Here is a 21504-nt window from a genome sequence, read left to right as displayed (position 1 = left end):
CGGGGCGTTTTGCTATTCGATGCCCAGCTTGGCCTTGAGCAGGCCGTTGACGGCGCCGGGGTTGGCCTTGCCGCCGGTGGCCTTCATGACCTGGCCGACGAACCATCCGATGGCCTGCGGCTTTTCCTTCACCGAAGCCGCCTGCCCCGGATTGGCGGCGATCAGTTCCTCGATGATCTTCTCGAGCGCGCCGGTGTCGGAAACCTGCTGCAGGCCCTGCTTCTCGACGATCTCGCGCGGGCGGCCTTCGCCGGCCCACATGCGCTCGAAGACGTCCTTGGCGATCTTCGAGGAGATCACCCCCTCTTCGATCAGCGCCACCAGCTCGGCGATGGCGTCAGGCTTCAGCGGGCTGTTCTCGATGTCCAGGCCGCCGGCCGTCAGCTTGGCGGCCAGTTCGTTGGTCACCCAGTTGGCGGTCAGCTTGGCGTCGCGGCCCTTGGCGGCCGCCTCGAAGTAGTCGGCGCGGGCCTGCTCGGTGATCAGCACGCCGGCGTCATAGGCCGAGAGGCCGTACTGCGACTGTAGCCGCGCCTTCTTGGCGTCCGGCAGCTCGGGCAGCTGCGCCTCGATCGCGTTCACCCACGCCGGGTCCAACTCCAGCGGCAGCAGGTCCGGATCGGGGAAGTAGCGGTAGTCGTGCGCCTCTTCCTTCGAGCGCATCGAGCGGGTCTCGCCTTTGTTCGGGTCGAACAGGCGGGTCTCCTGGTCGATCTTTCCGCCGTCCTCGAGGATCTCGATCTGGCGGCGGGCCTCGTACTCGATCGCCTGCTGGATGAAGCGGTACGAGTTGACGTTCTTGATCTCGCAGCGCGTGCCGAGGTGGCCGAAGTCGCCGGTCTCGCGGAACTTCTCGTAGTCGCCGGGCCGGCAGACCGAGACGTTCACGTCGGCCCGAAGGTTGCCCTTCTCCATGTCGCCGTCGCAGGTGCCCAGGTAGACGAGGATCGTGCGCAGCTTCTTCACATAGGCCGCGGCCTCGGCGGCCGTGCGCATGTGCGGGCGCGAGACGATCTCCATCAGCGCGGTGCCGGCGCGGTTCAGGTCGACATAGGTCGAGTTCGGATCCTGGTCGTGCAGGCTCTTGCCGGCGTCCTGCTCAAGGTGCAGGCGCTCGATCCCGACCGTGAAGGTCGTGCCGTCGTCATGCTCGACGATGACCTCGCCCTCGCCGACGATCGGGTCCTTAAACTGGCTGATTTGGTAGCCCTGCGGCAGGTCCGGATAGAAGTAGTTCTTCCGGTCGAAGTGGCTCTTCAGGTTGATCTGCGCCTTGAGGCCCAGGCCCGTCTTCACCGCCTGCTCGACGCAGTGCTTGTTGATGACCGGCAGCATGCCCGGCATGGCCGCGTCGACCAGCGAAACCTGCTGGTTGGGGCCGGCGCCGAAACCGACCGCCGCGCCCGAGAACAGCTTGGCGTTCGAGGCGACCTGAGCATGAACCTCCAGGCCCAGAACCATTTCCCATTGGCCGGTGCGGCCGGCGATCTGCTTCGACGTATCAGTCATGGCCGCTTCCTAGCGCCCCTCGCGCGCGAGCGAAAGCCGGCCCCTCGAAATCCCTTGCGCAAAAGGCGGAACTGGCGCTGAAATCCGCGCCGCAAAACTGGGGATGAGGAAACACCCACCATGATGAAAACGTTTACTGCCGGCCTCGTCGGTCTGTCGCTCTCGCTCGGCGCCATGGCCGCCCCGGCCCTCGCCCAGGACGCCCACGCCGGCCACGCCGCGGCCCTGTCGGCTGCCGACACCCCGATCGAAACCATCGCCGCGACGCCGGAAGGCAAGGCCGCCCTGGACAAGAACCTCCCGGGCCTGACCACCCACGAGGCCTACGAGCAGTTCAAGGGCATGAGCCTGAAGCAGGTCCAGCCGATGAGCGGCGGCGCCATCAGCGACGACGCCCTGAAGGCCCTGCAGGCCGACCTCGACAAGCTGAAGAAGTAAGGCCCAGCGCCGAACGAACGAGGCCCCCGCCCTTCGCAGGACGGGGGCCTTTTTCATTGCTGAGGTTGGGCGTCAGCGCCCTACCACCACTTGGCGGGCTTGGCCTTGAAGTCGGCGGCCTTCTCGATGGCGCCGCCGATCGAGAACAGCGTGCCCTCGTCCAGCGCCTTGCCGATCAGCTGTAGGCCGAGCGGCAGGCCGTTGGCGTCGACGCCGGCCGGGATGCTCATGCCTGGCAGGCCGGCCAGGTTCACCGTCACCGTGAAGATGTCGTTCAGGTACATCGCCACCGGATCGTCGGCGTTCTCGCCCAGCCCGAACGCCGCCGAGGGCGCGGTCGGGGTCAGCAGAGCGTCAACTTTCTGGAAGGCCTGATCGAAGTCGTCGGCGATCCGGCGACGAACCTTCAGCGCCTTGACGTAGTAGGCGTCGTAATAGCCGGCCGACAGCACGTAGGTGCCGATCAGGATCCGGCGCTTCACCTCGGCCCCGAAGCCCGCGGCGCGGGTGTTCTCGTAGGTCTCGGTCAGGTTGCCGCCGTTCTCGCGCAGGCCGTAGCGCATACCGTCATAGCGCGCGAGGTTCGACGAGGCCTCGGCCGGAGCGACGATGTAGTAGGCCGGCAGAGCGTACTTGGTATGGGGCAGGGAGACCTCGACGATCTCGCAGCCGGCCTCCTTGAGCCAGGCGATCCCCTGCTCCCACAGCTTCTCGATCTCGGGCGGCATGCCGTCGACGCGGTATTCCTTCGGAATGCCGATCCGCAGGCCCTTGACCGACTTGCCGACGAAGCTCGGGAAGTCGGGGGTCTCGATGGCCAGGCTGGTCGAGTCCTTCGGGTCGTGGCCCGACATCGACTTCAGCAGGATCGCGGCGTCCTCGACGGTCTTGGCGATCGGGCCAGCCTGGTCGAGCGACGAGGCGAAGGCGACCACGCCCCAGCGCGAGCAGCGACCGTAGGTCGGCTTGATCCCGACCGTTCCCGTGAAGGCGGCCGGCTGGCGGATCGAACCGCCGGTGTCGGTCGCCGTGGCGCCCAGGCAGAGGTCGGCGGCGACAGCCGCGGCCGAACCGCCCGACGAGCCGCCCGGGGTCAGCTTGGCGTTGGAGCCTTCCGACCGCCACGGATTGATCACCGGGCCGAAAGCCGAGGTCTCGTTGGACGAGCCCATCGCGAATTCGTCGAGGTTCAGCTTACCCAGCATCACCGCGCCGTCGCGCCACAGGTTGGCGGTGACGGTCGACTCGTAGGTCGGAACGAAGTTGCCGAGAATGTTCGAGCAGGCGGTCGAGCGGACGCCCTCGGTGCAGAACAGGTCCTTAATGCCCAGCGGCGCGCCGTCCAGCGCGCCGGCCTCGCCCCTCGCCCGGCGGGCGTCGGAGGCCTTGGCCATCTCGATGGCCTTTTCCGGGGTCTCGAGGATGTAGGCGTTCAGCGGTTTGGCGGCGGCGACGACGTCGATGTGCGCCTTGGTCAGCTCTTCCGACGAGAACGACTTGTCGGCCAGGCCGTCGAGGGCGGCCTTCAGGGTCAGGGAGGTGAGCGCGCTCATTATTCTACCACCTTCGGCACGACGAAGAAGCCGTCCACGGTCTTGGGCGCGTTCGACAGCACCTTGGCCGGGTCGCCACCATCGGTGACCACGTCCTCGCGCATCGGCAGCGTCACGGCCACGGCCGAGGTCATCGGCTCGACCCCGTCGGTGTCGACTTCGCCCAGCTGCTCGATCCAGGTCATGATCCCGGTCAGCTCCTTGGCGAGCGTTTCCAGCTTGTCCTCGGGCTCGGCGATCCGCGCGAGCCTCGCGACCTTACGAACGGTCGCGGCGTCGATGGCCATGGGGCCCTCCTAATGGTTCGAGGCAGGGGTTAGCCGTGTGGGCCTCCCTTTGACAAGTAATGACCGCTAAGAAGCGGCATGGCCGTCGTCGATCTGACCGAACTCCCCGCGCTTCTGCCGCGATATTCCGCCTTGCTCGGACTGGATCTGGGCGAAAAGACCATCGGCGTGGCCGTCTCCGACGTCACCCGTATGATCGCCTCGCCGCTGGAGCTTATCCGCAAGACCAAGTTCACGGTCGAAGCCAACCGGCTGTTCGCCCTGATCGACGAGCGTGAGGTCGGCGCCATCGTCATCGGCCTGCCCGTCAACATGGACGGAACCGAGGGAACACGCTGCCAGTCCAACCGCGCCTTCGCCCGCAACCTGCTGCGGCTGCGGGACATACCTATCGCCTTCTGGGACGAGCGGATGTCGACCATGGCGGTCAACCGCGTGCTGGTGGAGGAAGCCGACGTCACCCGCGCCCGTCGGGCCGAGCTGGTCGACAAGATGGCCGCCGCCTGGATTCTGCAGGGCGCGCTGGACCGGCTCAGCGCGCTGGACGGTTAGCCCAGCACCGAAATCCGGATCTGGCGCAGGACCTCGCCCAGACCTTCCTGCGGCTGGTCCAGATCGTAGGTGCGGACGGTGCGCACGCCCACTTCGGGCGGCCGGCGCCAGGCGACCTGCACCTCGCGTCCCATGCCCGTCACCAGGTCCAGAATGCAGAAACTGTCGGGCGCGGGCTCATCGCCCGGCAGGTTGATCCGCAGCCCGCCTTCCGAGCGGTCGAGGATCACGCACGGTCGCTTGCGGCCGTCCTCCTCGACCAACAGGGCCGGCAGCAGCACAGGCTCGCGCGGCGTGGCCCGCCGCTCAATTCCGCCATTGGCCCGCGACCAGCGTTCGGTGATCGGCGACGTCGCATCAGGTGGTGTCATTGGGAACTCCGCGGAACGAGCCTATCCTGAGTCAGCGCCCAATCCACAGGGCTGCGCCCCGCCCTGCGCCTCGCCCCTTGGCGCCCGTCTCCGGCTCCCATAAGAGGGCGCTTTAATGACCGCAGCACCGACCGGCCTGAACGAAGTCCTTGGCAGGACATTCCCTTTTCCCAAGCGCCACTTCCTGTCCGTGGTCGATCTCAACCCCGTGGAAGTCACCGGGTTGCTTGATCTGGCCGACAGTTTCGTCGCGCTGAACCGCCAGCACTCGAAGAAGCTCGACCTGCTCAAGGGCAGGACGCTGATGAACCTCTTCTTCGAGAACTCGACCCGGACCCAGAGCTCGTTCGAGCTGGCCGGCAAGCGGCTGGGCGCCGACGTCGTCAATATGAGCCCGCGATCCTCGTCGATCTCCAAGGGCGAGACCCTGATCGACACCGCGGTGACGCTGAACGCCATGCAGCCGGACTTGCTGGTGGTTCGCCACTCGTCCTCGGGCGCGGCCTCGCTGCTGTCGCAGAAGGTCACCTGCTCGGTGATCAACGCCGGCGACGGTCAGCACGAGCACCCGACCCAGGCGTTGCTGGACATGCTGTCGATGCGCCGCGCGTTCGGCCGCGTCGCCGGCCTGCGCATCGCCATCTGCGGCGACGTGCTGCATAGCCGCGTGGCGCGGTCCAATATCGGGCTGCTGCAGATGATGGGCGCCGAGGTGCGGCTGGTCGGTCCGCCGACCCTGATGCCGGCCGACGTCGACCGCTGGAACGTCCAGGTCTTCCACGACATGCGCAAGGGCATCGCCGGCTGCGACGTGGTGATGATGCTGCGCCTGCAGCTCGAGCGGATGGACGGGGTGATGGCCCCCTCGCAGCGCGAGTACTTCCGCTTCTTCGGCCTCGACCGCGAGAAGCTGGCCTTCGCGTCCGACAACGTCCGTGTCATGCATCCGGGACCGATGAACCGCGGCGTCGAGATCGACTCCGACGTCGCCGACGACCTCAACGTCTCGCTGATCCAGGACCAGGTGGAGATGGGCGTGGCCGCCCGCATGGCGGTGCTCGCCGCGCTGGCCGCGCGACTGGACAACGACTGATGAGCGCGCTGACCTCGGTCTGCATCTTCTGCGGGGCCAGCCCCGGCGGAGACGTCGCCTACCGGGCGGCGGCCGAGGCCATGGGCCGGGCGATCGTCGGTCGGGGCCTGCGGCTGGTCTACGGCGGCGCCAAGGTCGGGCTGATGGGCGCGGTGGCCGATGCGGCGCTCGCCGCCGGCGGCGAGGTGATCGGCGTGCTGCCGCACGCCCTGACCGACAAGGAGATCGCCCACACCGGTTTGACCCGGCTGGAGGTCGTCGCCTCGATGCACGAGCGCAAGGCGCGGATGGCCGAGTTGTCTGACGCCTTCGTCGCCCTGCCCGGCGGGGCCGGCACCCTGGAAGAGATCTTCGAGATCTGGACTTGGGGCCAGCTCGGCTTCCACGCCAAGCCGGCCGGCTTCCTCAACGTGCGCGGCTACTACGACGGCCTGCGCGGCTTCGTGGACCATGCGGTGGGCGAGGCGTTTCTGAAGGCGCCCCACCGCGACATGCTGATTTTCCGGGAGGACTGCGGCGAGATGCTGGACGCGATCGCCGCCTACAAGCCGCCCGTCGTCGAGAAATGGATCGGACGCCCCGAACTATGACCCAACGCCCGACCGCCTTCGTCAACGCCCGCCTCGTCGATCCCGCCAGCGGCTGGGACGGCCCCGGCGCCCTGCTGGTCCAGGACGGCAAGATCGCCGACGTCGCGCTGGGCCGCGACCTGGGCGCGCTGTCGGCCGACATCGAGGTGATCGACGCGGCCGGCGCCATGCTGGCCCCCGGCCTGGTCGACCTGCGGGTCAAGACCGGCGAACCCGGCGCCGAGACCAAGGAAACCCTGAAGTCCGCCGGCCTGGCTGCGGCCGCCGGGGGCGTGACGTCGATCGTGCTGCAGCCGGACACCAATCCGGTCGTGGACGAGGCCTCGGTGGTCGACTTCATCCTGCGCCGCACGCGCGATATCGAGCTGGTCCACGTCTATCCGGCCGGGGCGGCCACCAAGGGCGCCAAGGGCGAGCGGATGGCGGAGATCGGCCTGATGCGCGAGGCCGGCTGCGTCTATGTCACCGACGCCGACCGCCCGATCGTGAACTCCAAGGTGCTGCAGCGCGTCCTGGCCTACGCCAAGAGCTTCAACACCCTGGTCGCCCACCGCCCGGCCGATCCGTGGCTGTCGGCCGGGGCTGCCGCCACCTCGGGCGAGTTCGCCGGGCGCATGGGCCTGCCGAGCGTGCCGGCCATCGCCGAGAAGATCATGCTGGAGCGCGACCTGGCGCTGGTCGAGCTGACCCGCGCGCCGTTCCTGGTCGACCAAGTCACCACCGCCGCGGCGTTGGAGAGCCTGGCGCGCGGTAAGGCCAAGGGCCTGCCGGTGACCGCCACCACCTCGATCAACCACCTGTCGTTCAACGAGGTGGACATCGGCGACTACCGGACCTTCCTGAAGTTCGACCCGCCGGTGCGCAGCGAAGACGACCGCCAGGCGACCATCGAGGCCCTGGCCAGCGGCCTGATCGACATCGTCGTCTCGGCCCACGCTCCTGCCCCGGCCGAGGACAAGCGCCTGCCGTTCGACGAAGCCGCCCCTGGCGCGGTCGGCCTGCAGACCCTGCTGCCGGCCCTTCTCTCGTTCCAGGATCGCATCCCGCTGATCGACCTGATGCGCACCGTCACCAGCCGCCCGGCCGACCTGCTCGGCCTGCCGGCCGGCAAGCTCGCCAAAGGCGCCCCAGCCGACTTGGTGCTCTGCGATCTCAACGCCCCCATCGTCATCGACCTCGACAAGCTGAAGTCGAAGTCGCGCAATTCGCCCTTCGACGGCCGCCGGCTGTTCGGCGAGGTGAAAATGACGGTGGTCGATGGGCGGGTCGTCTACCAAGCCTAGCCCAACAAAGTTCTCCTATTGTTCGCGCAATTCGCGTAATGGTGGCGCGCCGAACTTACGCTCTGCGCCGGAGCGGGGCTGCACAAGCTCGCTTGGCCGAAGCGCCGCTCAAGGCTACGACAAGGTCAAACTGGGGGAACGCCGATGCTTGACCAACTCAGCCCTGTGCTGATCGCCGCCGCCGTCGTCGGCGGGTATCTGCTCGGATCCATCCCGTTCGGTGTCATCGCCACTCGGCTGGGCGGCGCCGGCGACGTGCGCAACATCGGCTCGGGCAACATCGGCGCGACCAACGTGCTGCGCACCGGCCGCAAGGACCTGGCGGCGATCACCCTGCTGGGCGACGGCGGCAAGGGCGCGGTGGCGGTGTTCATCGCCTGGCTGCTGACGCGCCATTCCGGCCCCCAGGCGCAAGCGACGCTGACCGCGCTGGCCGGCGGCTCGGCCTTCCTCGGCCACCTGTTCCCGGTCTGGCTGAAATTCAAGGGCGGCAAGGGCGTGGCGACCTTCTTCGGCACCCTGCTGGCGGCGGCCTGGCCGGTCGGCATCGCGGCCGGCGCGACCTGGATCGTCATGGCCTTCCTGTTCCGGATCTCTTCGCTGGCGGCGCTGACCGCGGCGGCTCTGGCGCCGATCTATGTCTTCCTGCTGGACCGCCCCTATCCGATCGCGGTGATGGCGCTGTTCATGGGCGTGCTGATCTACCTCCGCCACAAGGACAATATCGGCCGGCTGCTGAAGGGCCAGGAGCCGAAGATCGGCAAGAAAAAAGACGCCGCGTGACGCTCACCGCCGCAGCCCGTCGCGACTGGCTGCGGCTGGCGCGCACAGAGAACGTCGGCCGGGTCGCCTTCGCGCAGCTCATCACCCGCTATGGCGAAGCCTCGCTGGCGCTGGCCGCCCTGCCCGATCTCGCCCGCCGCGGCGGGCGGGTCTCGCCGCTGGGCGTGCCGCCGGTCGACGAGATTTTGCGCGAACTGGAGGCCGGCGAAGCCTTGGGCGCGCGTCTGATCGCCGCCTGCGAGCCGTACTTCCCCACCGCCCTGGCCGCGCTCGATCCGCCGCCGCCGGTGATCTGGGCGCGCGGAGACGCCGCGCTGCTGAAGCGCTCCAGCGTCGCCGTCGTCGGCGCCCGCGTCGCCTCGGCCGGCGGCCAGCGGTTTGCGCGGGGCCTCGCTGCCGAGCTCGGCGGCGCAGGTCACGTCGTCGTCTCAGGCATGGCCCGCGGCATCGACGGCGCGGCGCACGAGGGATCTCTGCCGACCGGGACGGTGGCGGTGCTGGGCGGTGGGATCGATGACGTCTATCCGCACGAACATCGCGATCTCTACGAGCGGATCGTCGCCGAGGGTTGCGTGGTCTCGGAAAACGCCCCTGGACGCACCGCCACCGCCCGCGACTTTCCCCGACGCAACCGCATCATCGCCGGCCTCGCGCGCGCCGTGGTCGTGGTTGAAGCCGAACTGCGCTCCGGCTCGCTGATCACCGCCCGGCTGGCCGCCGAGCAGGGCCGCGAGGTGCTGGCGGTGCCGGGCTCGCCGCTGGATCCGCGGGCGCGCGGGACCAACGATCTGATCCGTCAGGGCGCAGCGCTCTGCGAAGGCGCCGAGGACGTGCTGCGGGCGCTCGAGGGCATCGGCGGCCTGCGCGAGCCCGAGCATCCCTTTGCGCCGCCGCCGGCCGCCGACGCCGAGGTCGACGCGGTGCGCGAACGGGTCGCCTCCCTGCTGTCGCCTACGCCGGTTTCGCGCGACGAACTGGTCCGCGCCGCCGGCGCGCCGACCCACATCGTGCTGGCCGCCTTGACCGAGCTGGCCCTGGCCGGCCGCGCCGAGCTGTTGCCGGGCGGGCTTGTCGCGGGTCTCGGATGAGGCCATTGACAGCGCCTAGGCGCCGCCCTCACCTTTCGCGCCCTTGATTTTCGGGCGATCCGCCCAAGACGCCCCATATAGAGCGACCATGAACCTCCTCGTCGTCGAGAGCCCGGCCAAAGCCAAGACCATCAACAAGTACCTGGGTTCGGACTATACGGTCCTGGCCTCGTACGGCCACGTCCGCGACCTTCCGGCCAAGGACGGATCGGTGAAGCCCGACGAGGACTTCGCCATGTCCTGGGACGTCGACGCCAAGGCGGCCAAGCGCCTGAGCGACATCGCCGAGGCGGCCAAGAAGTCCGACCGCATCATTCTGGCCACCGACCCCGACCGCGAGGGCGAGGCGATCTCCTGGCACGTGCTGGAGGTCCTGCAGAAGAAGAAGGTCCTAAAGGACAAGAAGGTCGAGCGGGTGGTGTTCAACGCCATCACCAAGTCGGCCGTGACCGAGGCAATGAAGTCGCCGCGCGACATCGACATGGAGTTGGTCGAGGCCTACCTCGCCCGCCGCGCCCTGGACTACCTCGTGGGCTTCACGCTTTCGCCGGTGCTGTGGCGCAAGCTGCCGGGCTCGCGCTCGGCCGGCCGCGTGCAGTCGGTGGCGCTGCGCCTGGTCGTCGACCGCGAACTCGAGATCGAGCGCTTCAAGACCCAGGAGTACTGGACCGTCGAGGCCGACGTCTCGGCCGGCGCCGAGCCGTTCCTGGCCCGCATGGTCAAGCACGAGGGCAAGCGGCTCTCCAAGTTCGACCTTGGCAACGAAACCAGCGCCCTTGCCGCCAAGGCGGCGGTTGAGGCCGCGACCTTCACGGTGGCCGGCGTTGAGAAGAAGCCGGGCCGGCGCTCGCCGCCCCCGCCCTTCACCACCTCGACCCTGCAGCAGGAAGCCTCGCGCAAGCTCGGCTTCTCGGCCCAGCGCACCATGCAGGCGGCCCAAAAGCTGTACGAAGGCATCGACATCGGCGGCGAGACCGTCGGTCTGATCACCTATATGCGGACCGACGGCGTGCAGGCCGCGCCGGAAGCGCTGGACGAAGCGCGCGTCGTGATCGGCGGCGTCTACGGCAAGGAATACGTTCCCGAGACCGCCCGCATCTACAAGACCAAGGCCAAGAACGCCCAGGAGGCGCACGAAGCCATCCGCCCGACCAGCCTGGCCCGCAATCCCGGCTCGCTGCGGCTGGAGAGCGATCTTGGCCGGCTCTACGAGCTGATCTGGAAGCGGATGATCGCCTCGCAGATGGAGTCGGCGCGGATCGAGCGCACGACGATCGAGCTCGACAGCGCCGACGGCAAGACCGGCCTGCGCGCCACCGGCCAGGTGGTGCTCTTCGACGGCTATCTGGCGGTCTACGAGGAAGGCCGCGACGACGCCGACGACGAGGAAGGCGGCCGCCTGCCGCAGGTGAACGAGGGCGCTTCGGCCCGCGTTATCGCCGCGCGGTCCGACCAGCACTTCACCGAGCCGCCCCCGCGCTACTCGGAAGCCAGCCTGGTCAAGAAGATGGAAGAGCTCGGCATCGGCCGGCCGTCCACCTACGCCTCGGTGCTGACCGTGCTGCGCGACCGCGAATACGTCCGCATGGACAAGAACCGGTTCATCCCCGAGGACAAGGGCCGCTTGGTCACCGCGTTCCTCGAGCAATTCTTCGCGCGCTATGTGGAGTACGATTTCACCGCCGCGCTGGAAGAGAAGCTCGACCTGGTTTCGGCCGGCGAAATGGACTGGAAGGCGCTGCTGCGCGAGTTCTGGCAGGACTTCCACGCCGCGGTCGGCGAGATCGCCGAACTGCGCGTCACCAACGTCCTCGACGCCCTGAACGAGGCCTTGGGCCCGCACATCTTCCCGGCCAAGGAAGACGGCTCCGATCCGCGCGCCTGTCCGACCTGCGGCACCGGCCGCCTGTCGCTGAAGACCGGCAAGTTCGGGGCCTTCATCGGCTGCTCGAACTATCCGGAATGCCGTTTCACCCGCCAACTGGCCCAGTCGGACGACGAGGCGGCCCAGGAGAGTGGCGACCGCGAACTGGGCGTCGATCCGGTGACCGGCGAGACCGTATTCCTCAAGGCCGGCCGCTTCGGCCCCTATGTCCAACTCGGCGAAGCCGACAAGCCCAAACGCTCCAGCCTGCCCAAGGGCTGGTCGGCGGCGGCCATGGATCTGGAAAAGGCGCTGCGGCTGCTGCGACTGCCGCGAGAGGTCGGCGCCCACCCCGAGGACGGCGGCATGATCACCGCCGGCATCGGCCGGTTCGGTCCGTTCGTGCTGCACAACGGCACCTACGCCAACCTGCCGAACGTCGATGAGGTGTTCGAGGTCGGCCTGAACCGCGCTGTCGCCCTGCTGGCCGAGAAGCGGGCCGGCGGCGGCCGTCCTGGACGCGGCGAGTCTGCGGCGCTGAAGGACCTGGGCGCGCACCCGGCCGACGGCGCGCCGGTGAAGGTGCTCGCGGGCCGCTATGGGCCCTACATCAAGCACGGCTCGACCAACGCCAATGTCCCCAAGGGCAAGGACCCGCAGGATATCACCCTTGAGGAAGCGGTCGCGCTGATCGCCGAGCGCGAAGCGAAGGGCGGCGGCAAGAAGAAGGGCAAGGCCGCGGCCAAGCCCAAGGCGGAAAAGGCCCCGGCCAAGAAGGCCGCAGCCAAGAAACCGGCCGCCACGAAGCCTGCCGCGAAGAAGCCGGCCAAGACCGAGGCGGAGCCCGCCCCCGCTGACGGCGCCGCGCCTTGGGACGACGAGTGACGGCGGGGACCAAATCCCCGCCACCGCTTCGCGATTCCTGCGTTACAAGGCGGAATGGCTAAAGCCCGCATTCCGAAGACCGCTCGCTTCAATACCAAGTCCGTCCGGCCGCCCCAGGGGCTGCCGGATCGCGAGACCTTGCTCAAGTTCATCCGTGAGGCGGGCGAGACCGACAAGGCCGACATGGCCAAGGCCTTCGGCCTCAAGGGCAATGACCGCCGCGCCCTGCGCGACATGGTCAAGCAGTTGCAGGCCGAGGGCGCGCTGGGCAAGCGCGGCCGCAAGGGCTTCTCCGAGGCCGGCGCCCTGCCCGAGGTCGGTGTCGTCGACGTGGTCGAGCGCGATCCGGACGGCGACCTGCTGGTCAAGCTCACCAAGGGCGAGGACGCGCCGCTGGTGCGGCTGGCGCCCGATCGCGCCGGGGCGATCGGCGGCGCGCCGGGCCTCGGCGACCGACTGCTGGTGCGGTTCGAAACCCTCGAGAACGGCGAGACAGAGGCCCGTGTCATCAAGCGCCTGGGCCAGAGCGCCCACCGCATCCTCGGGGTGATCCGAAAGGCCAACAAGCAGGTGCGGGTCGAGCCCGTCGACCGTCGCTCCAAGGAAAGCCTGACCCTGGTTCCGGCCGAGGCCGCCAACCTGCACGACGGCGACCTGGTCCTGGCCCAGGTCACGGTCGAGGCCCGCTATGGCCCTAAGCGCGGCAAGGTGCTCGAGGTGGTCGGCCGCGAGGACCAACCGCGCGCCGCCTCGCTGATCGCCATTCACAGCCACGGCATTCCGACCGGCTTCAGCCAGGACGCCGAGGCCGAGGCCGAAGCGGCGCAGGAAGCGACCCTGAAGGGCCGCGAGGACCTGCGCGCCGTGCCGCTGGTGACGATCGATCCGCCGGACGCCCGCGACCACGACGATGCGGTCTACGCCGAGCCGGACACCGATCCCAAGAACGAGGGCGGCTGGATCGTCTGGGTCGCCATCGCCGACGTCGCCGCCTATGTCCGCCCGGGCTCGGCCCTCGATAAGGAAGCGCGCGACAAGGGCAATTCGACCTACTTCCCCGACCGCGTCGAGCCGATGTTGCCCGAGCGGCTCTCCGCCGGCCTCTGCTCGCTGCGCCAGGGCGAGAACCGCGCCTGCATGGCGGTGCGGATGGTGTTCGGGGCCGACGGCCGCAAGCGCTCGCACAAGTTCGTCCGCGGGCTGATGCGCTCGGCCGCCAAGCTCTCGTACGAACAGGCCCAGCGGGCGATCGACGGCTTCCCGGACGATCAGACCAACCCGCTGCTGGGGCCGATCCTGAAGCCGCTCTGGGCCGCCTACGAGACCATGCTCAAGGGCCGCAAGGCCCGCTCGCCGCTGGCCATCGAGAGCCAGGAGCGCAAGATCGTCCTCAACGCCGAGGGCGAGGTCACCTCGATCACGCCGCGCGCTTCGCTGGAGGCGCACAAGCTGATCGAGGAGATGATGGTCCAGGCCAATGTCTGCGCCGCCGAGACCCTCGAGCAGAAGAAGAGCCCGCTGATCTACCGGATCCACGATGCGCCCAGCCAGGAGAAGGTGCAGTCCCTGGCCGAGTTCCTGCAGACCATCGGCATCGCCTGGAACAAGGGCGAGGCGCCGCGCACCGACCGGTTCAACAAGCTCTTGGGCGAGACCCGCGAGGGGCCGCACGCCGAGATCGTCAACGAGGTGGTGCTGCGCACCCAGATGCAGGCGATCTACTCGACCGAGAACATCGGGCACTTCGGCCTGAACCTCGTCCGCTACGCGCACTTCACCTCGCCGATCCGCCGGTATGCCGACCTGGTCGTGCACCGGGCGCTGATCCGTGCGCTGGGCCTGGGCGACGATGGCCTGACCGACCGCGACATCGCGCAGATGAAGGACACCGCCGAGCGGATCACCGGCACCGAGCGCCGCTCGATGGCCGCTGAGCGCGACGCCACGGACCGCTACGTCGCCGCCTTCCTGGCCGACCGCGTCGGCGCGGAGTTCGCGGGGCGGATCACCGGCGTCACCCGCTTTGGCCTGTTCATCCGGTTGGACGAGACCGGCGCCGACGGCCTCGTGCCGGTGTCGAGCCTGGGCGGCGAGTTCTTCGTCCACGACGACAAGGCCCACGCCCTGGTCGGCGAGCGCACCGGCCGGCGTTGGCCGCTGGGCATGCGCGTGCAGGTCGAGCTCAAGGAAGCCACGCCGATCACCGGCGGCCTGCTGTTCGAGATGATCAGTGATCCCCTGCCCGTCGACCCGACCGCGCCACGCCCACGCCTGGGGGTGCGCGGTCGCGCGCCGTTCACGGGACCGAAGCGTGGCGGCGGCGCGGGCAAGGCGCCGCCGAAGCGCGGAAAGCGCCGCTAGGCCGGCACGCAGGCGACCGCCAGCCCGATGCAGACGTCGTTGTGCGTCTGCCGGGCCGCCGACAGCCTGACCGAGACGTGGCCCTGCTCACGGACGAGGAACTCGATCGTCCCGCCATGGTGCTCTGCGCGCCCCTGCATGACGCCGTTCATGGATTGCGCGAAGTCGTGCCGAGACGGCGGAGCCACGAAATCAACGAGCCGCGCGCCGAGCACCTGCGACTGCGAGAAGCCGACCAAGTCGCAGAACGCCGCGTTCGCCTCCTCGATGAACCCCATGGCGTTGACCGCGAGTTGGGAGACGAGGCCCAGCCTGTCGATGGCCTGATTCCGCGCCCGACTGATCTCGGCGTCGCGCCGGAGATCCAGCAATTCGGTCAGCTGCGAAAACGTCACCCCGACGCCACCCTGGAACGGGAAGGCTTTGCTCTCGAAGTAGCGATGCGGATTGAAGAAGCCCTTCGATTCGAATTGGACCACTTCGCCGGTCCGCAACACGCGGCGCAGGCGCGCAGCCAGCACCACGCCTTGCTCGCCGAACTCGGCGCTGTCGACAGCCCTGCCGACGAGATCGCGCGGTCCGTGACCCATGCTGGCGACCGCAACGCTGTTCAGGTAGCGCACCCGCAGCTCGGCGTCGAAGCAGACGAAACCCTCGAACATGTTGGCGATGAAATTGTCGCGGCTCGGATCGTCCGCCTCATCTCCAGCGACCGTCTTTTCGCCCGCGTCCGCCGGACCATCGCTCAGGCGTACGAACTCCTCGGCCGACAGCACAACCAGCCGCGGTCGGCCGTGGTGCGTGACCAGCACAGGGCTCTGCATGGCCCGATCCTGCCAATGGCCGAAATTCCGACTGATCTCAGCCGCAGTCGTTCTAGCCCCCGGCTTATCAAAGCGCGTCAGCACGTGTTGCCCCCTCCGGTTCACCCCAACCGTGCGGTGAAGGTTGTTCAACGGATCGCACTTGACACTGCGCCCTAGGGTCGCAGGATGTTATCTTTATAATTCATAATGTTGCAGACGAACTGCACGTTCGAACTTGATCAGCGAACAGCGGCCGATTCGCGGAGACGCCGCTCCGGTCGCAAGCAGCGCCGGATAGGCTAAGCTCGCCCTCAAGAAACGAGGAGGGACGCGATGCACGACAGCCCAGCCCCGCCGACCGGCGCCCAGGCGGTGCCCGACAGCCGCGGCCTCAATCTCTATCGGGCCGATCCCGACCTGCAGCGGCTGGCCGAACTCTACCTCCCGGGCGGATTGGCCGCTCACCTTGAGCCGCATCTCGATCGGCTGGGCGCCCTGGCCGGCGGCGAGCTCGACGACCTGGCCAGCATCGCCGACCACAACCCGCCGGTGCTGCGCCCGCGCACCCGGCGCGGCGAAGACGCCCAGCGCATCGACTACCACCCGGCCTATCGACAGCTCGAACAGACGGCGTTCGGCGACTACGGCCTGGCGGCGCTGTCGCATCGGCCCGGCGTGCTGGGCTGGAACGCGGCCATGCCGGCGGCCGCCAAGTACGTGATCACCTACCTGTTCGTGCAGGCCGAGTTCGGCCTCTGCTGCCCGGTGAGCATGACCGACAGTCTGACCCGGACGCTGCGCAAGTTCGGGTCTGAGGACCTGATCTCGCGCTACCTGCCCGCCCTGACCAGCCAGGATCTCGACGTCCTGAACCAGGGCGCGATGTTCATGACCGAGCAGGGCGCCGGCTCGGACGTCGGTGCGACGGTGGTCACCGCCTCTCCCCAGACGGACGGGACCTGGTCGCTGCGCGGCGAGAAGTGGTTCTGTTCCAACGCTGACGCCGAACTGGCCATGGTGCTGGCCCGTCGGGAGGGCGGCGAACCTGGCCTCAAAGGCGTGTCGCTATTCCTGTTGCCGCGCACGCTCCCCGACGGGAGCGCCAACCGCTACCGGATCGTGCGGCTGAAGGACAAGCTGGGCACCAAGTCGATGGCCAGCGGCGAGATCTCGCTGGAAGGGGCGACGGCCTGGCTGGTCGGCGACCCAGGCGCGGGGTTCAAGCAGATGGCCGACATGGTCAACAACTCGCGCCTGTCGAACGGGGTACGCGCGGCCGGCCTGATGCGCCGGGCGAGCACAGAGGCGCTCTACATCGCCCACCGGCGCGAGGCGTTCGGCAAGCGGCTGATCGCGATGCCCCTGATGCGCCGCCAGTTGCTGAAGATGCTGATCCCGGCCGAACAGGCGCGCAGCATGATGTTCCAGACCGCCGAGGCGCTGCGAAGATCCGACGGCGGCGACGAGAGCGCCTATCCGCTGCTGCGCATCCTGACGCCGCTGATCAAGTTCCGCGCCTGCCGCGACGCGCGCAAGGTGACCGGAGACGCCATGGAGGTGCGCGGCGGCTGCGGCTACATCGAGGAATGGTCCGACGCCCGGCTGGTGCGCGACGCCCACCTGGGCAGCATCTGGGAAGGCACCAGCAACATCGTCGCCCTCGATGTCGTCCGCGCCGCCCAACGCGAAGGTTCGCTGCCGGTGCTGCGCGCGCATATCGCCGGCCTGTGCGCCGATAGCGACGCGCCGGTCGAGCTGATGCCGGCGCTCGACCGGGCCATCGCCCTCGCCGAAACCGCCCAGGGCGACGTCGCCCAGACGCGCCAGGCGGCCAGCGCGCTCTACCACCTGACCTCGGCCGCGGCCCTGGCCTGGGAGGCGCGGCGCCTGGACGCGCCCCATCGCCTGGCCCTGGCGCGGGCGGTTCTGGCCCACCGCGTCCTGCCGCGCGATCCGCTGACGGCGACGCCGGCCGAGGATCGCGACCTGGCGCCGCTGCTTGGCGATCCCGGCGCGGACTAGGCTGCGGCCGGCTGCAGCGCCGCGAGGAACCCCTGCTTGGTCAGGGTGATGCGCTCCTGATCGAGGTCGCGCATGCAGTCCTTGGCGCGCAGGGTCTGGGACGCATGATCGAGCCGCTCGGCGTTATAGCCCCGCAGCACCGCGGCCTCATGCACAGCCGCCCAAGAGATCGCCTCGCCCGGCCATATGTCGAAGCTGCGGACCGCCGCCAGGACGGCGCGCTCGGCGTCGTCGAGGATGAGCAGGCGCGGCGCGCCGGCCGCGAACTCCATGACGTCGCCCGCCGGCTCGGCCGATTCGCCGGCCGGGATCTCGTCCTCGAGCATGCCGCGGGCGATTTCGACCTCCCCCATTACGATGCGGTCGGCTCCGTGGGCGATGAGGTGCGCGGCCTCTTCGTCGGAGTGAGCCCGAGCGATGATTTCCAGGCCGGGATTGGCCTTGCGCGAGTGATCGACGACGCCGCCGCACTCGAAGCCGTCGGCCACCGCGACGTACATTCGCGCCGCGCGCGGCACGCCCGCGGCCTCCAGCACCCGCGCCTCGACCGCCGATCCGACCACGACTTCGTATCCCTGCTCAGCCGCCTTCGCCGCGAACTCCGGCTCGGACTCGATCAGCACGAACGGCTTGGCCTGATGCTTCAGGCCTGCGGTCACCGACTGACCGACACGGCCATAGCCGACGACGACGATGTGTCCGCTGAGCGCGGTGGGCGCGAGATCGTTGGCCGCCTCAGGTTCAGGCGCGGTGGGCGTCGGCGCGACCGGCTCGACCGGCGCGGCCTTCGGCGGTCGCAGCGCCACGGCGAAGATGAGCGGGTTCAGCATGATCGAGATGATTGCGCCGGCCAGGATCAGGTCGCGGCCTTCCCGCGGCAGGATCTCAAGATCGACGCCCAAGCCCGCGAGAATGAACGAGAATTCGCCGATCTGGGCCAGGCTGGCGGCGACCGTGATCGCCGTCGTGTTGGACCGCTTGAACAGCTTGAGGATCGCATAGGCGGCCAGCGACTTGCCGATGATGACGATGGCCAGCACCGCCAGGACGGTGAGCGGATTGGCCAGCACCACGAACGGGTTGAACAGCATCCCGACCGAAACGAAGAACAGCACGGCGAACGCGTCGCGCAGCGGCAGGGTCTCCTCGGCCGCGCGGTGGCTGAGCTCGGAGTCGGCTAGGATCATCCCGGCGAAGAACGCGCCCAGTGCGAACGAGACGCCGAACAGCATCGCCGCGCCGAACGCCACGCCCAGCGCGATCGCGAACACCGCCAGCCGGAACAGCTCACGCGATCCGGTATGGGCCACGTAGTGCAGCAGCCACGGCACCGCCCGCCGCGCCACGATCAGCATGAAGGCCACGAAGCCGCCGACCTTCAGCAGGGTCAGGCCCAGCGGCACCCCATACGCGGTGAGCGGGTCGGCTGACCCGGCCCCGGACTTCATCGCCCCGGCCACGGCCGGCAGCAGCACAAGCGCGAGGACCATGGCCAGATCCTCGACGATCAGCCAGCCGACCGCGATCTTGCCGCGCTCGGTCTGCACCAGCCGCCGCTCCTGCAGCGCGCGCAGCAGCACCACCGTCGAAGCCACCGAAAGCGCCAGGCCGAACACCAGGCCCGAGATCAGCGGCCAGCCGAGCAACGCCGACAGCGCAATGCCGAGGACCGTCGCCACGCCCATCTGCGCCAACGCGCCAGGCACCGCGATCTTGCGGACCGCCATCAAGTCCTTGACCGAGAAGTGCAGGCCCACCCCGAACATCAGTAGGATGACGCCGATCTCCGCCAGTTCGTTGGCGATCTTCTGATCGGCGACATAGCCAGGCGTGAACGGCCCGACGATGACCCCCGCCAGCAGATACCCCACCAATGGTGAAAGCCTCAGGCGCTGCGCGAGGGCGCCGAGGGCGAATGCGGCAACGAGGCCGGCGACGATGGTGGCGATCAGCGGCGTATGATGGGGCATGTGCCTCCGTGGAGAGTTGTCAGGGGTTCCCACCGTGGAAATTGCGGTCCGGGGCCCTCAGATCAACCAGAAATGATCACTCCACCCGGACACATCGGCGTCATCACATGCGTTGGCGTCAGTTTTCGCGCGGCGCGGTGAGAGCCAGGAGCAGCCAGGCCGCCAGCGCCCAGCTCGCGCCCAGCACCCAGCCCCCCAGCACGTCGGTCGGCCAGTGCACGCCCAGATAGACACGGCTGACCCCGACTCCCAGCACGGAGACGATCGCCAGACCGTAGATCAGCGCCTTGGTGCGTCGACGCGGCTCGACGCTGGCCACCACCGTCGCCAGAGTCAGGAACACTGCCGCAGCCATGGCCGAGTGACCGGACGGGAAGCTGTGCGAATAGACATAGCTGCCGTGCGCCACCAGGGACGGGCGCTCGCGCTCGTAGAACGCCTTGAGCAGCTGGCTCGACGCCTGGGCGGCGATGACCGTCGCGGCGAAGATCAACGCCTCGCGCCGGCGCCGTTGGAAGATCAGCAGCACGGTCGCCACGATGGTGAGAAGGGTCAGGATCGTAAAGCCACCGAGCGCCGTGATGTCGCGGACCGCCTCCTCCAGCCATTGCGGCCCGAGCGGATCGGACGGCTGGCCGGGCGTGCGCAGCGCCAGCAGCAACTGGCGGTCGAGGGCGTCGGTCCCGCCTTCGGACACTTCACCGGCCACGAGCAGAAACAGCCATGAGGCTCCGGCCAACGCCACCAACAGCGCCAGGGTGCGCGTCTCGAGCTTGCCGATGAGGGATTTCAAGCGTTCGATCATGCCGTGTTCGCGCGGGGGTGAGGTCGATGACATCTTCATGGCAGCTTTGGGCGTTGCTGTCGGCGGGGTTTGCGGCCCTGACCGCTGTGTTCGCCAAGGTCGGGGTGGAGAACATCAACTCCGACTACGCGACCTTGATCCGCACGCTGGTGATCCTGGCGATCGCCGCCGGCATCGTCACCGCGACCGGGGCCTGGAAGCCGGCCGGCGAGGTCAGCCCTCGCACCTACATGTTTCTGGTCCTGTCGGGGGCGGCCACCGGCCTCTCCTGGCTCTGCTACTTCCGAGCGTTGAAACTCGGCGACGCCGCGCGCGTGGCCCCGATCGACAAGCTGAGCGTCGTGCTGGTCGCGGTGTTCGCCGCGATCTTTCTCGGTGAGCGCCTCTCAGTCGTAAGTTGGGCGGGGGTCGCGCTGATCGCGGCCGGCGCCGCGCTGGTCGCGTGGGGAGGTTGACGCTACGTCGCCGTTCCCAGGACTCAGATCGGGTCATACAGTTGTTTCATGACCACGACCGCAGTTCCGACCAACCGCCCCCCTGAAGGCGGCCGCATGCGCCCCGAGGGCGCCCGCGCCGTGAAGCCGCGCAATGCCGCGACCCTGATCATCGTGCGCCGCGACCGCAAGAAGCCTCAGGTGCTGATGGGCAAGCGGCACGGCGGGCACGACTTCATGCCGAACCTCTGGGTGTTCCCGGGCGGACGCATCGATCGCAGCGACTTCCGCGCGCCGTTCGCGACCGACCTGAAGCCAGAGGTGGCCGCCCGGTTCGAGGCGCACATTCCGATGAACCGCGGCCGGGCCCTGGCGCTCACCGCGATCCGCGAAACCTACGAGGAGGCCGGCCTGCTGCTGGCCAAGCAGGCGCCTGTCCGTCCCCTGGCCGGCCCCTGGCGCGAATTCGCAGCCGAAGGCGCGGCCGCCGACCTGGACGCGCTGGAGATCGTGGCCCGCGCCGTGACCCCGCCGATGCTGGCCAAACGCTTCGACACCTGGTTCCTGATGGCCGACGCCGAGCGCCTGATCAGCCTCGAACGCAAGCCCGACTGCGGAGAGCTCGAGGAGATCGCCTGGGTCGACTTTGACGAGGCCATCGCCCTGCCCCTGCCCTCGGTCACCAGGACCGTGATCGGCGAGGCGATCCACCGGCTGGAGGATCCTGAGCGTCCGCGTCCGTTCATGCGCTTCGGCGCCGGCGCGACACGACTGAGCCACCTCTAGGCGTCCGAACATTTCAAATGCGAA

At 68.8% G+C, this 21504-nt stretch carries 19 protein-coding genes; 12 read left to right on the top strand and 7 right to left on the bottom strand.

All coding sequences use genetic code 11. The annotated features are described in order from the left end of the window. Positions 1–12: 12 nt before the first annotated feature. Positions 13–1509, bottom strand: coding sequence for an Asp-tRNA(Asn)/Glu-tRNA(Gln) amidotransferase subunit GatB (gatB, locus tag AC1Q87_RS02025; protein WP_492607341.1), 1497 nt, complete (start codon positions 1507–1509; stop codon positions 13–15). A gap of 123 nt (positions 1510–1632) precedes the next feature. Here gatB and AC1Q87_RS02020 point away from each other — a divergent pair, with 123 nt between their 5' ends. After that, on the top strand, positions 1633–1947 hold the full coding sequence (locus tag AC1Q87_RS02020; protein ID WP_492607340.1) for a hypothetical protein: 315 nt from the start codon (positions 1633–1635) through the stop codon (positions 1945–1947). An 80-nt stretch (positions 1948–2027) separates the two neighbouring features. Here the strand turns inward: AC1Q87_RS02020 and gatA are convergent, their stop codons facing one another. Further along, complete coding sequence (gatA, locus tag AC1Q87_RS02015; RefSeq protein ID WP_492607339.1) at positions 2028–3500, bottom strand: Asp-tRNA(Asn)/Glu-tRNA(Gln) amidotransferase subunit GatA; 1473 nt, start codon at positions 3498–3500, stop codon at positions 2028–2030. Next, positions 3500–3787: an Asp-tRNA(Asn)/Glu-tRNA(Gln) amidotransferase subunit GatC gene (gatC, locus tag AC1Q87_RS02010; protein WP_492607338.1), complete on the bottom strand. Its 288-nt coding sequence runs from the start codon at positions 3785–3787 to the stop codon at positions 3500–3502. Before gatC ends, gatA begins: the two co-directional genes overlap by 1 nt. A gap of 78 nt (positions 3788–3865) precedes the next feature. On the opposite strand from gatC, the gene ruvX reads away from it, so the two are divergent. Next, a complete protein-coding gene (ruvX, locus tag AC1Q87_RS02005; RefSeq protein ID WP_492607337.1) occupies positions 3866–4339 on the top strand; it encodes a Holliday junction resolvase RuvX in 474 nt (157 codons plus the stop codon). On the opposite strand, the gene AC1Q87_RS02000 is transcribed toward ruvX, so the two are convergent. Continuing rightward, positions 4336–4710, bottom strand: a complete 375-nt coding sequence (locus tag AC1Q87_RS02000) for a PilZ domain-containing protein (RefSeq protein WP_492607336.1) — start codon at positions 4708–4710, stop codon at positions 4336–4338. The genes ruvX and AC1Q87_RS02000 overlap by 4 nt on opposite strands. Positions 4711–4825: 115 nt before the next feature. Here AC1Q87_RS02000 and AC1Q87_RS01995 point away from each other — a divergent pair, with 115 nt between their 5' ends. From AC1Q87_RS01995 to rnr, 7 genes are all read left to right on the top strand, one after another. Continuing rightward, positions 4826–5803 (top strand): aspartate carbamoyltransferase catalytic subunit, encoded by a 978-nt coding sequence (locus AC1Q87_RS01995; protein WP_492607335.1) that lies wholly within the window; start codon positions 4826–4828, stop codon positions 5801–5803. Beyond that, on the top strand, positions 5803–6393 hold the full coding sequence (locus AC1Q87_RS01990; RefSeq protein WP_492607334.1) for an LOG family protein: 591 nt from the start codon (positions 5803–5805) through the stop codon (positions 6391–6393). The genes AC1Q87_RS01995 and AC1Q87_RS01990 overlap by 1 nt, the downstream gene beginning before the upstream one ends. Continuing rightward, on the top strand, positions 6390–7676 hold the full coding sequence (pyrC, locus tag AC1Q87_RS01985) for a dihydroorotase (RefSeq protein ID WP_492607333.1): 1287 nt from the start codon (positions 6390–6392) through the stop codon (positions 7674–7676). The genes AC1Q87_RS01990 and pyrC overlap by 4 nt, the downstream gene beginning before the upstream one ends. 144 nt (positions 7677–7820) lie before the next feature. Then, on the top strand, positions 7821–8459 hold the full coding sequence (gene plsY / locus AC1Q87_RS01980) for a glycerol-3-phosphate 1-O-acyltransferase PlsY (RefSeq protein ID WP_492607332.1): 639 nt from the start codon (positions 7821–7823) through the stop codon (positions 8457–8459). Then, positions 8456–9547: a DNA-processing protein DprA gene (dprA, locus tag AC1Q87_RS01975; RefSeq protein ID WP_492607331.1), complete on the top strand. Its 1092-nt coding sequence runs from the start codon at positions 8456–8458 to the stop codon at positions 9545–9547. The genes plsY and dprA overlap by 4 nt, the downstream gene beginning before the upstream one ends. Before the next feature lie 88 nt (positions 9548–9635). After that, positions 9636–12296: a type I DNA topoisomerase gene (gene topA / locus AC1Q87_RS01970; protein ID WP_492607330.1), complete on the top strand. Its 2661-nt coding sequence runs from the start codon at positions 9636–9638 to the stop codon at positions 12294–12296. 54 nt (positions 12297–12350) lie between these two features. Further along, positions 12351–14657 (top strand): ribonuclease R, encoded by a 2307-nt coding sequence (gene rnr, locus AC1Q87_RS01965; protein ID WP_492607329.1) that lies wholly within the window; start codon positions 12351–12353, stop codon positions 14655–14657. On the opposite strand, the gene AC1Q87_RS01960 is transcribed toward rnr, so the two are convergent. Continuing rightward, on the bottom strand, positions 14654–15565 hold the full coding sequence (locus AC1Q87_RS01960; RefSeq protein ID WP_492607328.1) for a type II toxin-antitoxin system prevent-host-death family antitoxin: 912 nt from the start codon (positions 15563–15565) through the stop codon (positions 14654–14656). The genes rnr and AC1Q87_RS01960 overlap by 4 nt on opposite strands. 231 nt (positions 15566–15796) lie before the next feature. On the opposite strand from AC1Q87_RS01960, the gene AC1Q87_RS01955 reads away from it, so the two are divergent. Continuing rightward, positions 15797–17485: an acyl-CoA dehydrogenase family protein gene (locus AC1Q87_RS01955; RefSeq protein ID WP_492607327.1), complete on the top strand. Its 1689-nt coding sequence runs from the start codon at positions 15797–15799 to the stop codon at positions 17483–17485. Here AC1Q87_RS01955 and ybaL read toward each other — a convergent pair. Then, on the bottom strand, positions 17482–19455 hold the full coding sequence (ybaL, locus tag AC1Q87_RS01950; RefSeq protein ID WP_492607326.1) for a YbaL family putative K(+) efflux transporter: 1974 nt from the start codon (positions 19453–19455) through the stop codon (positions 17482–17484). The two genes, AC1Q87_RS01955 and ybaL, sit on opposite strands and share 4 nt — an antisense overlap. Positions 19456–19573: 118 nt before the next feature. After that, positions 19574–20260 (bottom strand): phosphatase PAP2 family protein, encoded by a 687-nt coding sequence (locus AC1Q87_RS01945; protein WP_492607325.1) that lies wholly within the window; start codon positions 20258–20260, stop codon positions 19574–19576. Positions 20261–20286: 26 nt separating this feature from the next. Here AC1Q87_RS01945 and AC1Q87_RS01940 point away from each other — a divergent pair, with 26 nt between their 5' ends. Both AC1Q87_RS01940 and AC1Q87_RS01935 read left to right on the top strand, forming a co-directional pair. Then, complete coding sequence (locus AC1Q87_RS01940) at positions 20287–20715, top strand: EamA family transporter (protein WP_492607324.1); 429 nt, start codon at positions 20287–20289, stop codon at positions 20713–20715. Between the two features lie 48 nt (positions 20716–20763). Next, complete coding sequence (locus AC1Q87_RS01935) at positions 20764–21480, top strand: NUDIX hydrolase (RefSeq protein WP_492607323.1); 717 nt, start codon at positions 20764–20766, stop codon at positions 21478–21480. Positions 21481–21504: the final 24 nt, after the last annotated feature.

It is taken from the genome of Phenylobacterium sp. GW823-FHT02A09 (genome assembly GCF_058797775.1).
This window is presented reverse-complemented; position numbering and strand designations above follow the sequence as displayed.

What these genes read in the sequence shown, in the direction of transcription:
- ruvX (WP_492607337.1), top strand. Translation starts at nt 3,866, where the DNA reads ATGGCCGTCGTCGATCTGACCGAACTCCCCGCGCTTCTGCCGCGATAT.
- AC1Q87_RS02020 (WP_492607340.1), top strand. Translation starts at nt 1,633, where the DNA reads ATGAAAACGTTTACTGCCGGCCTCGTCGGTCTGTCGCTCTCGCTCGGC.
- AC1Q87_RS01945 (WP_492607325.1), bottom strand. Translation starts at nt 20,260, where the DNA reads ATGATCGAACGCTTGAAATCCCTCATCGGCAAGCTCGAGACGCGCACC.
- AC1Q87_RS01940 (WP_492607324.1), top strand. Translation starts at nt 20,287, where the DNA reads ATGACATCTTCATGGCAGCTTTGGGCGTTGCTGTCGGCGGGGTTTGCG.
- AC1Q87_RS01955 (WP_492607327.1), top strand. Translation starts at nt 15,797, where the DNA reads ATGCACGACAGCCCAGCCCCGCCGACCGGCGCCCAGGCGGTGCCCGAC.
- ybaL (WP_492607326.1), bottom strand. Translation starts at nt 19,455, where the DNA reads ATGCCCCATCATACGCCGCTGATCGCCACCATCGTCGCCGGCCTCGTT.
- AC1Q87_RS02000 (WP_492607336.1), bottom strand. Translation starts at nt 4,710, where the DNA reads ATGACACCACCTGATGCGACGTCGCCGATCACCGAACGCTGGTCGCGG.
- gatB (WP_492607341.1), bottom strand. Translation starts at nt 1,509, where the DNA reads ATGACTGATACGTCGAAGCAGATCGCCGGCCGCACCGGCCAATGGGAA.
- gatA (WP_492607339.1), bottom strand. Translation starts at nt 3,500, where the DNA reads ATGAGCGCGCTCACCTCCCTGACCCTGAAGGCCGCCCTCGACGGCCTG.
- AC1Q87_RS01990 (WP_492607334.1), top strand. Translation starts at nt 5,803, where the DNA reads ATGAGCGCGCTGACCTCGGTCTGCATCTTCTGCGGGGCCAGCCCCGGC.
- AC1Q87_RS01935 (WP_492607323.1), top strand. Translation starts at nt 20,764, where the DNA reads ATGACCACGACCGCAGTTCCGACCAACCGCCCCCCTGAAGGCGGCCGC.
- plsY (WP_492607332.1), top strand. Translation starts at nt 7,821, where the DNA reads ATGCTTGACCAACTCAGCCCTGTGCTGATCGCCGCCGCCGTCGTCGGC.
- pyrC (WP_492607333.1), top strand. Translation starts at nt 6,390, where the DNA reads ATGACCCAACGCCCGACCGCCTTCGTCAACGCCCGCCTCGTCGATCCC.
- topA (WP_492607330.1), top strand. Translation starts at nt 9,636, where the DNA reads ATGAACCTCCTCGTCGTCGAGAGCCCGGCCAAAGCCAAGACCATCAAC.
- gatC (WP_492607338.1), bottom strand. Translation starts at nt 3,787, where the DNA reads ATGGCCATCGACGCCGCGACCGTTCGTAAGGTCGCGAGGCTCGCGCGG.
- AC1Q87_RS01995 (WP_492607335.1), top strand. Translation starts at nt 4,826, where the DNA reads ATGACCGCAGCACCGACCGGCCTGAACGAAGTCCTTGGCAGGACATTC.
- rnr (WP_492607329.1), top strand. Translation starts at nt 12,351, where the DNA reads ATGGCTAAAGCCCGCATTCCGAAGACCGCTCGCTTCAATACCAAGTCC.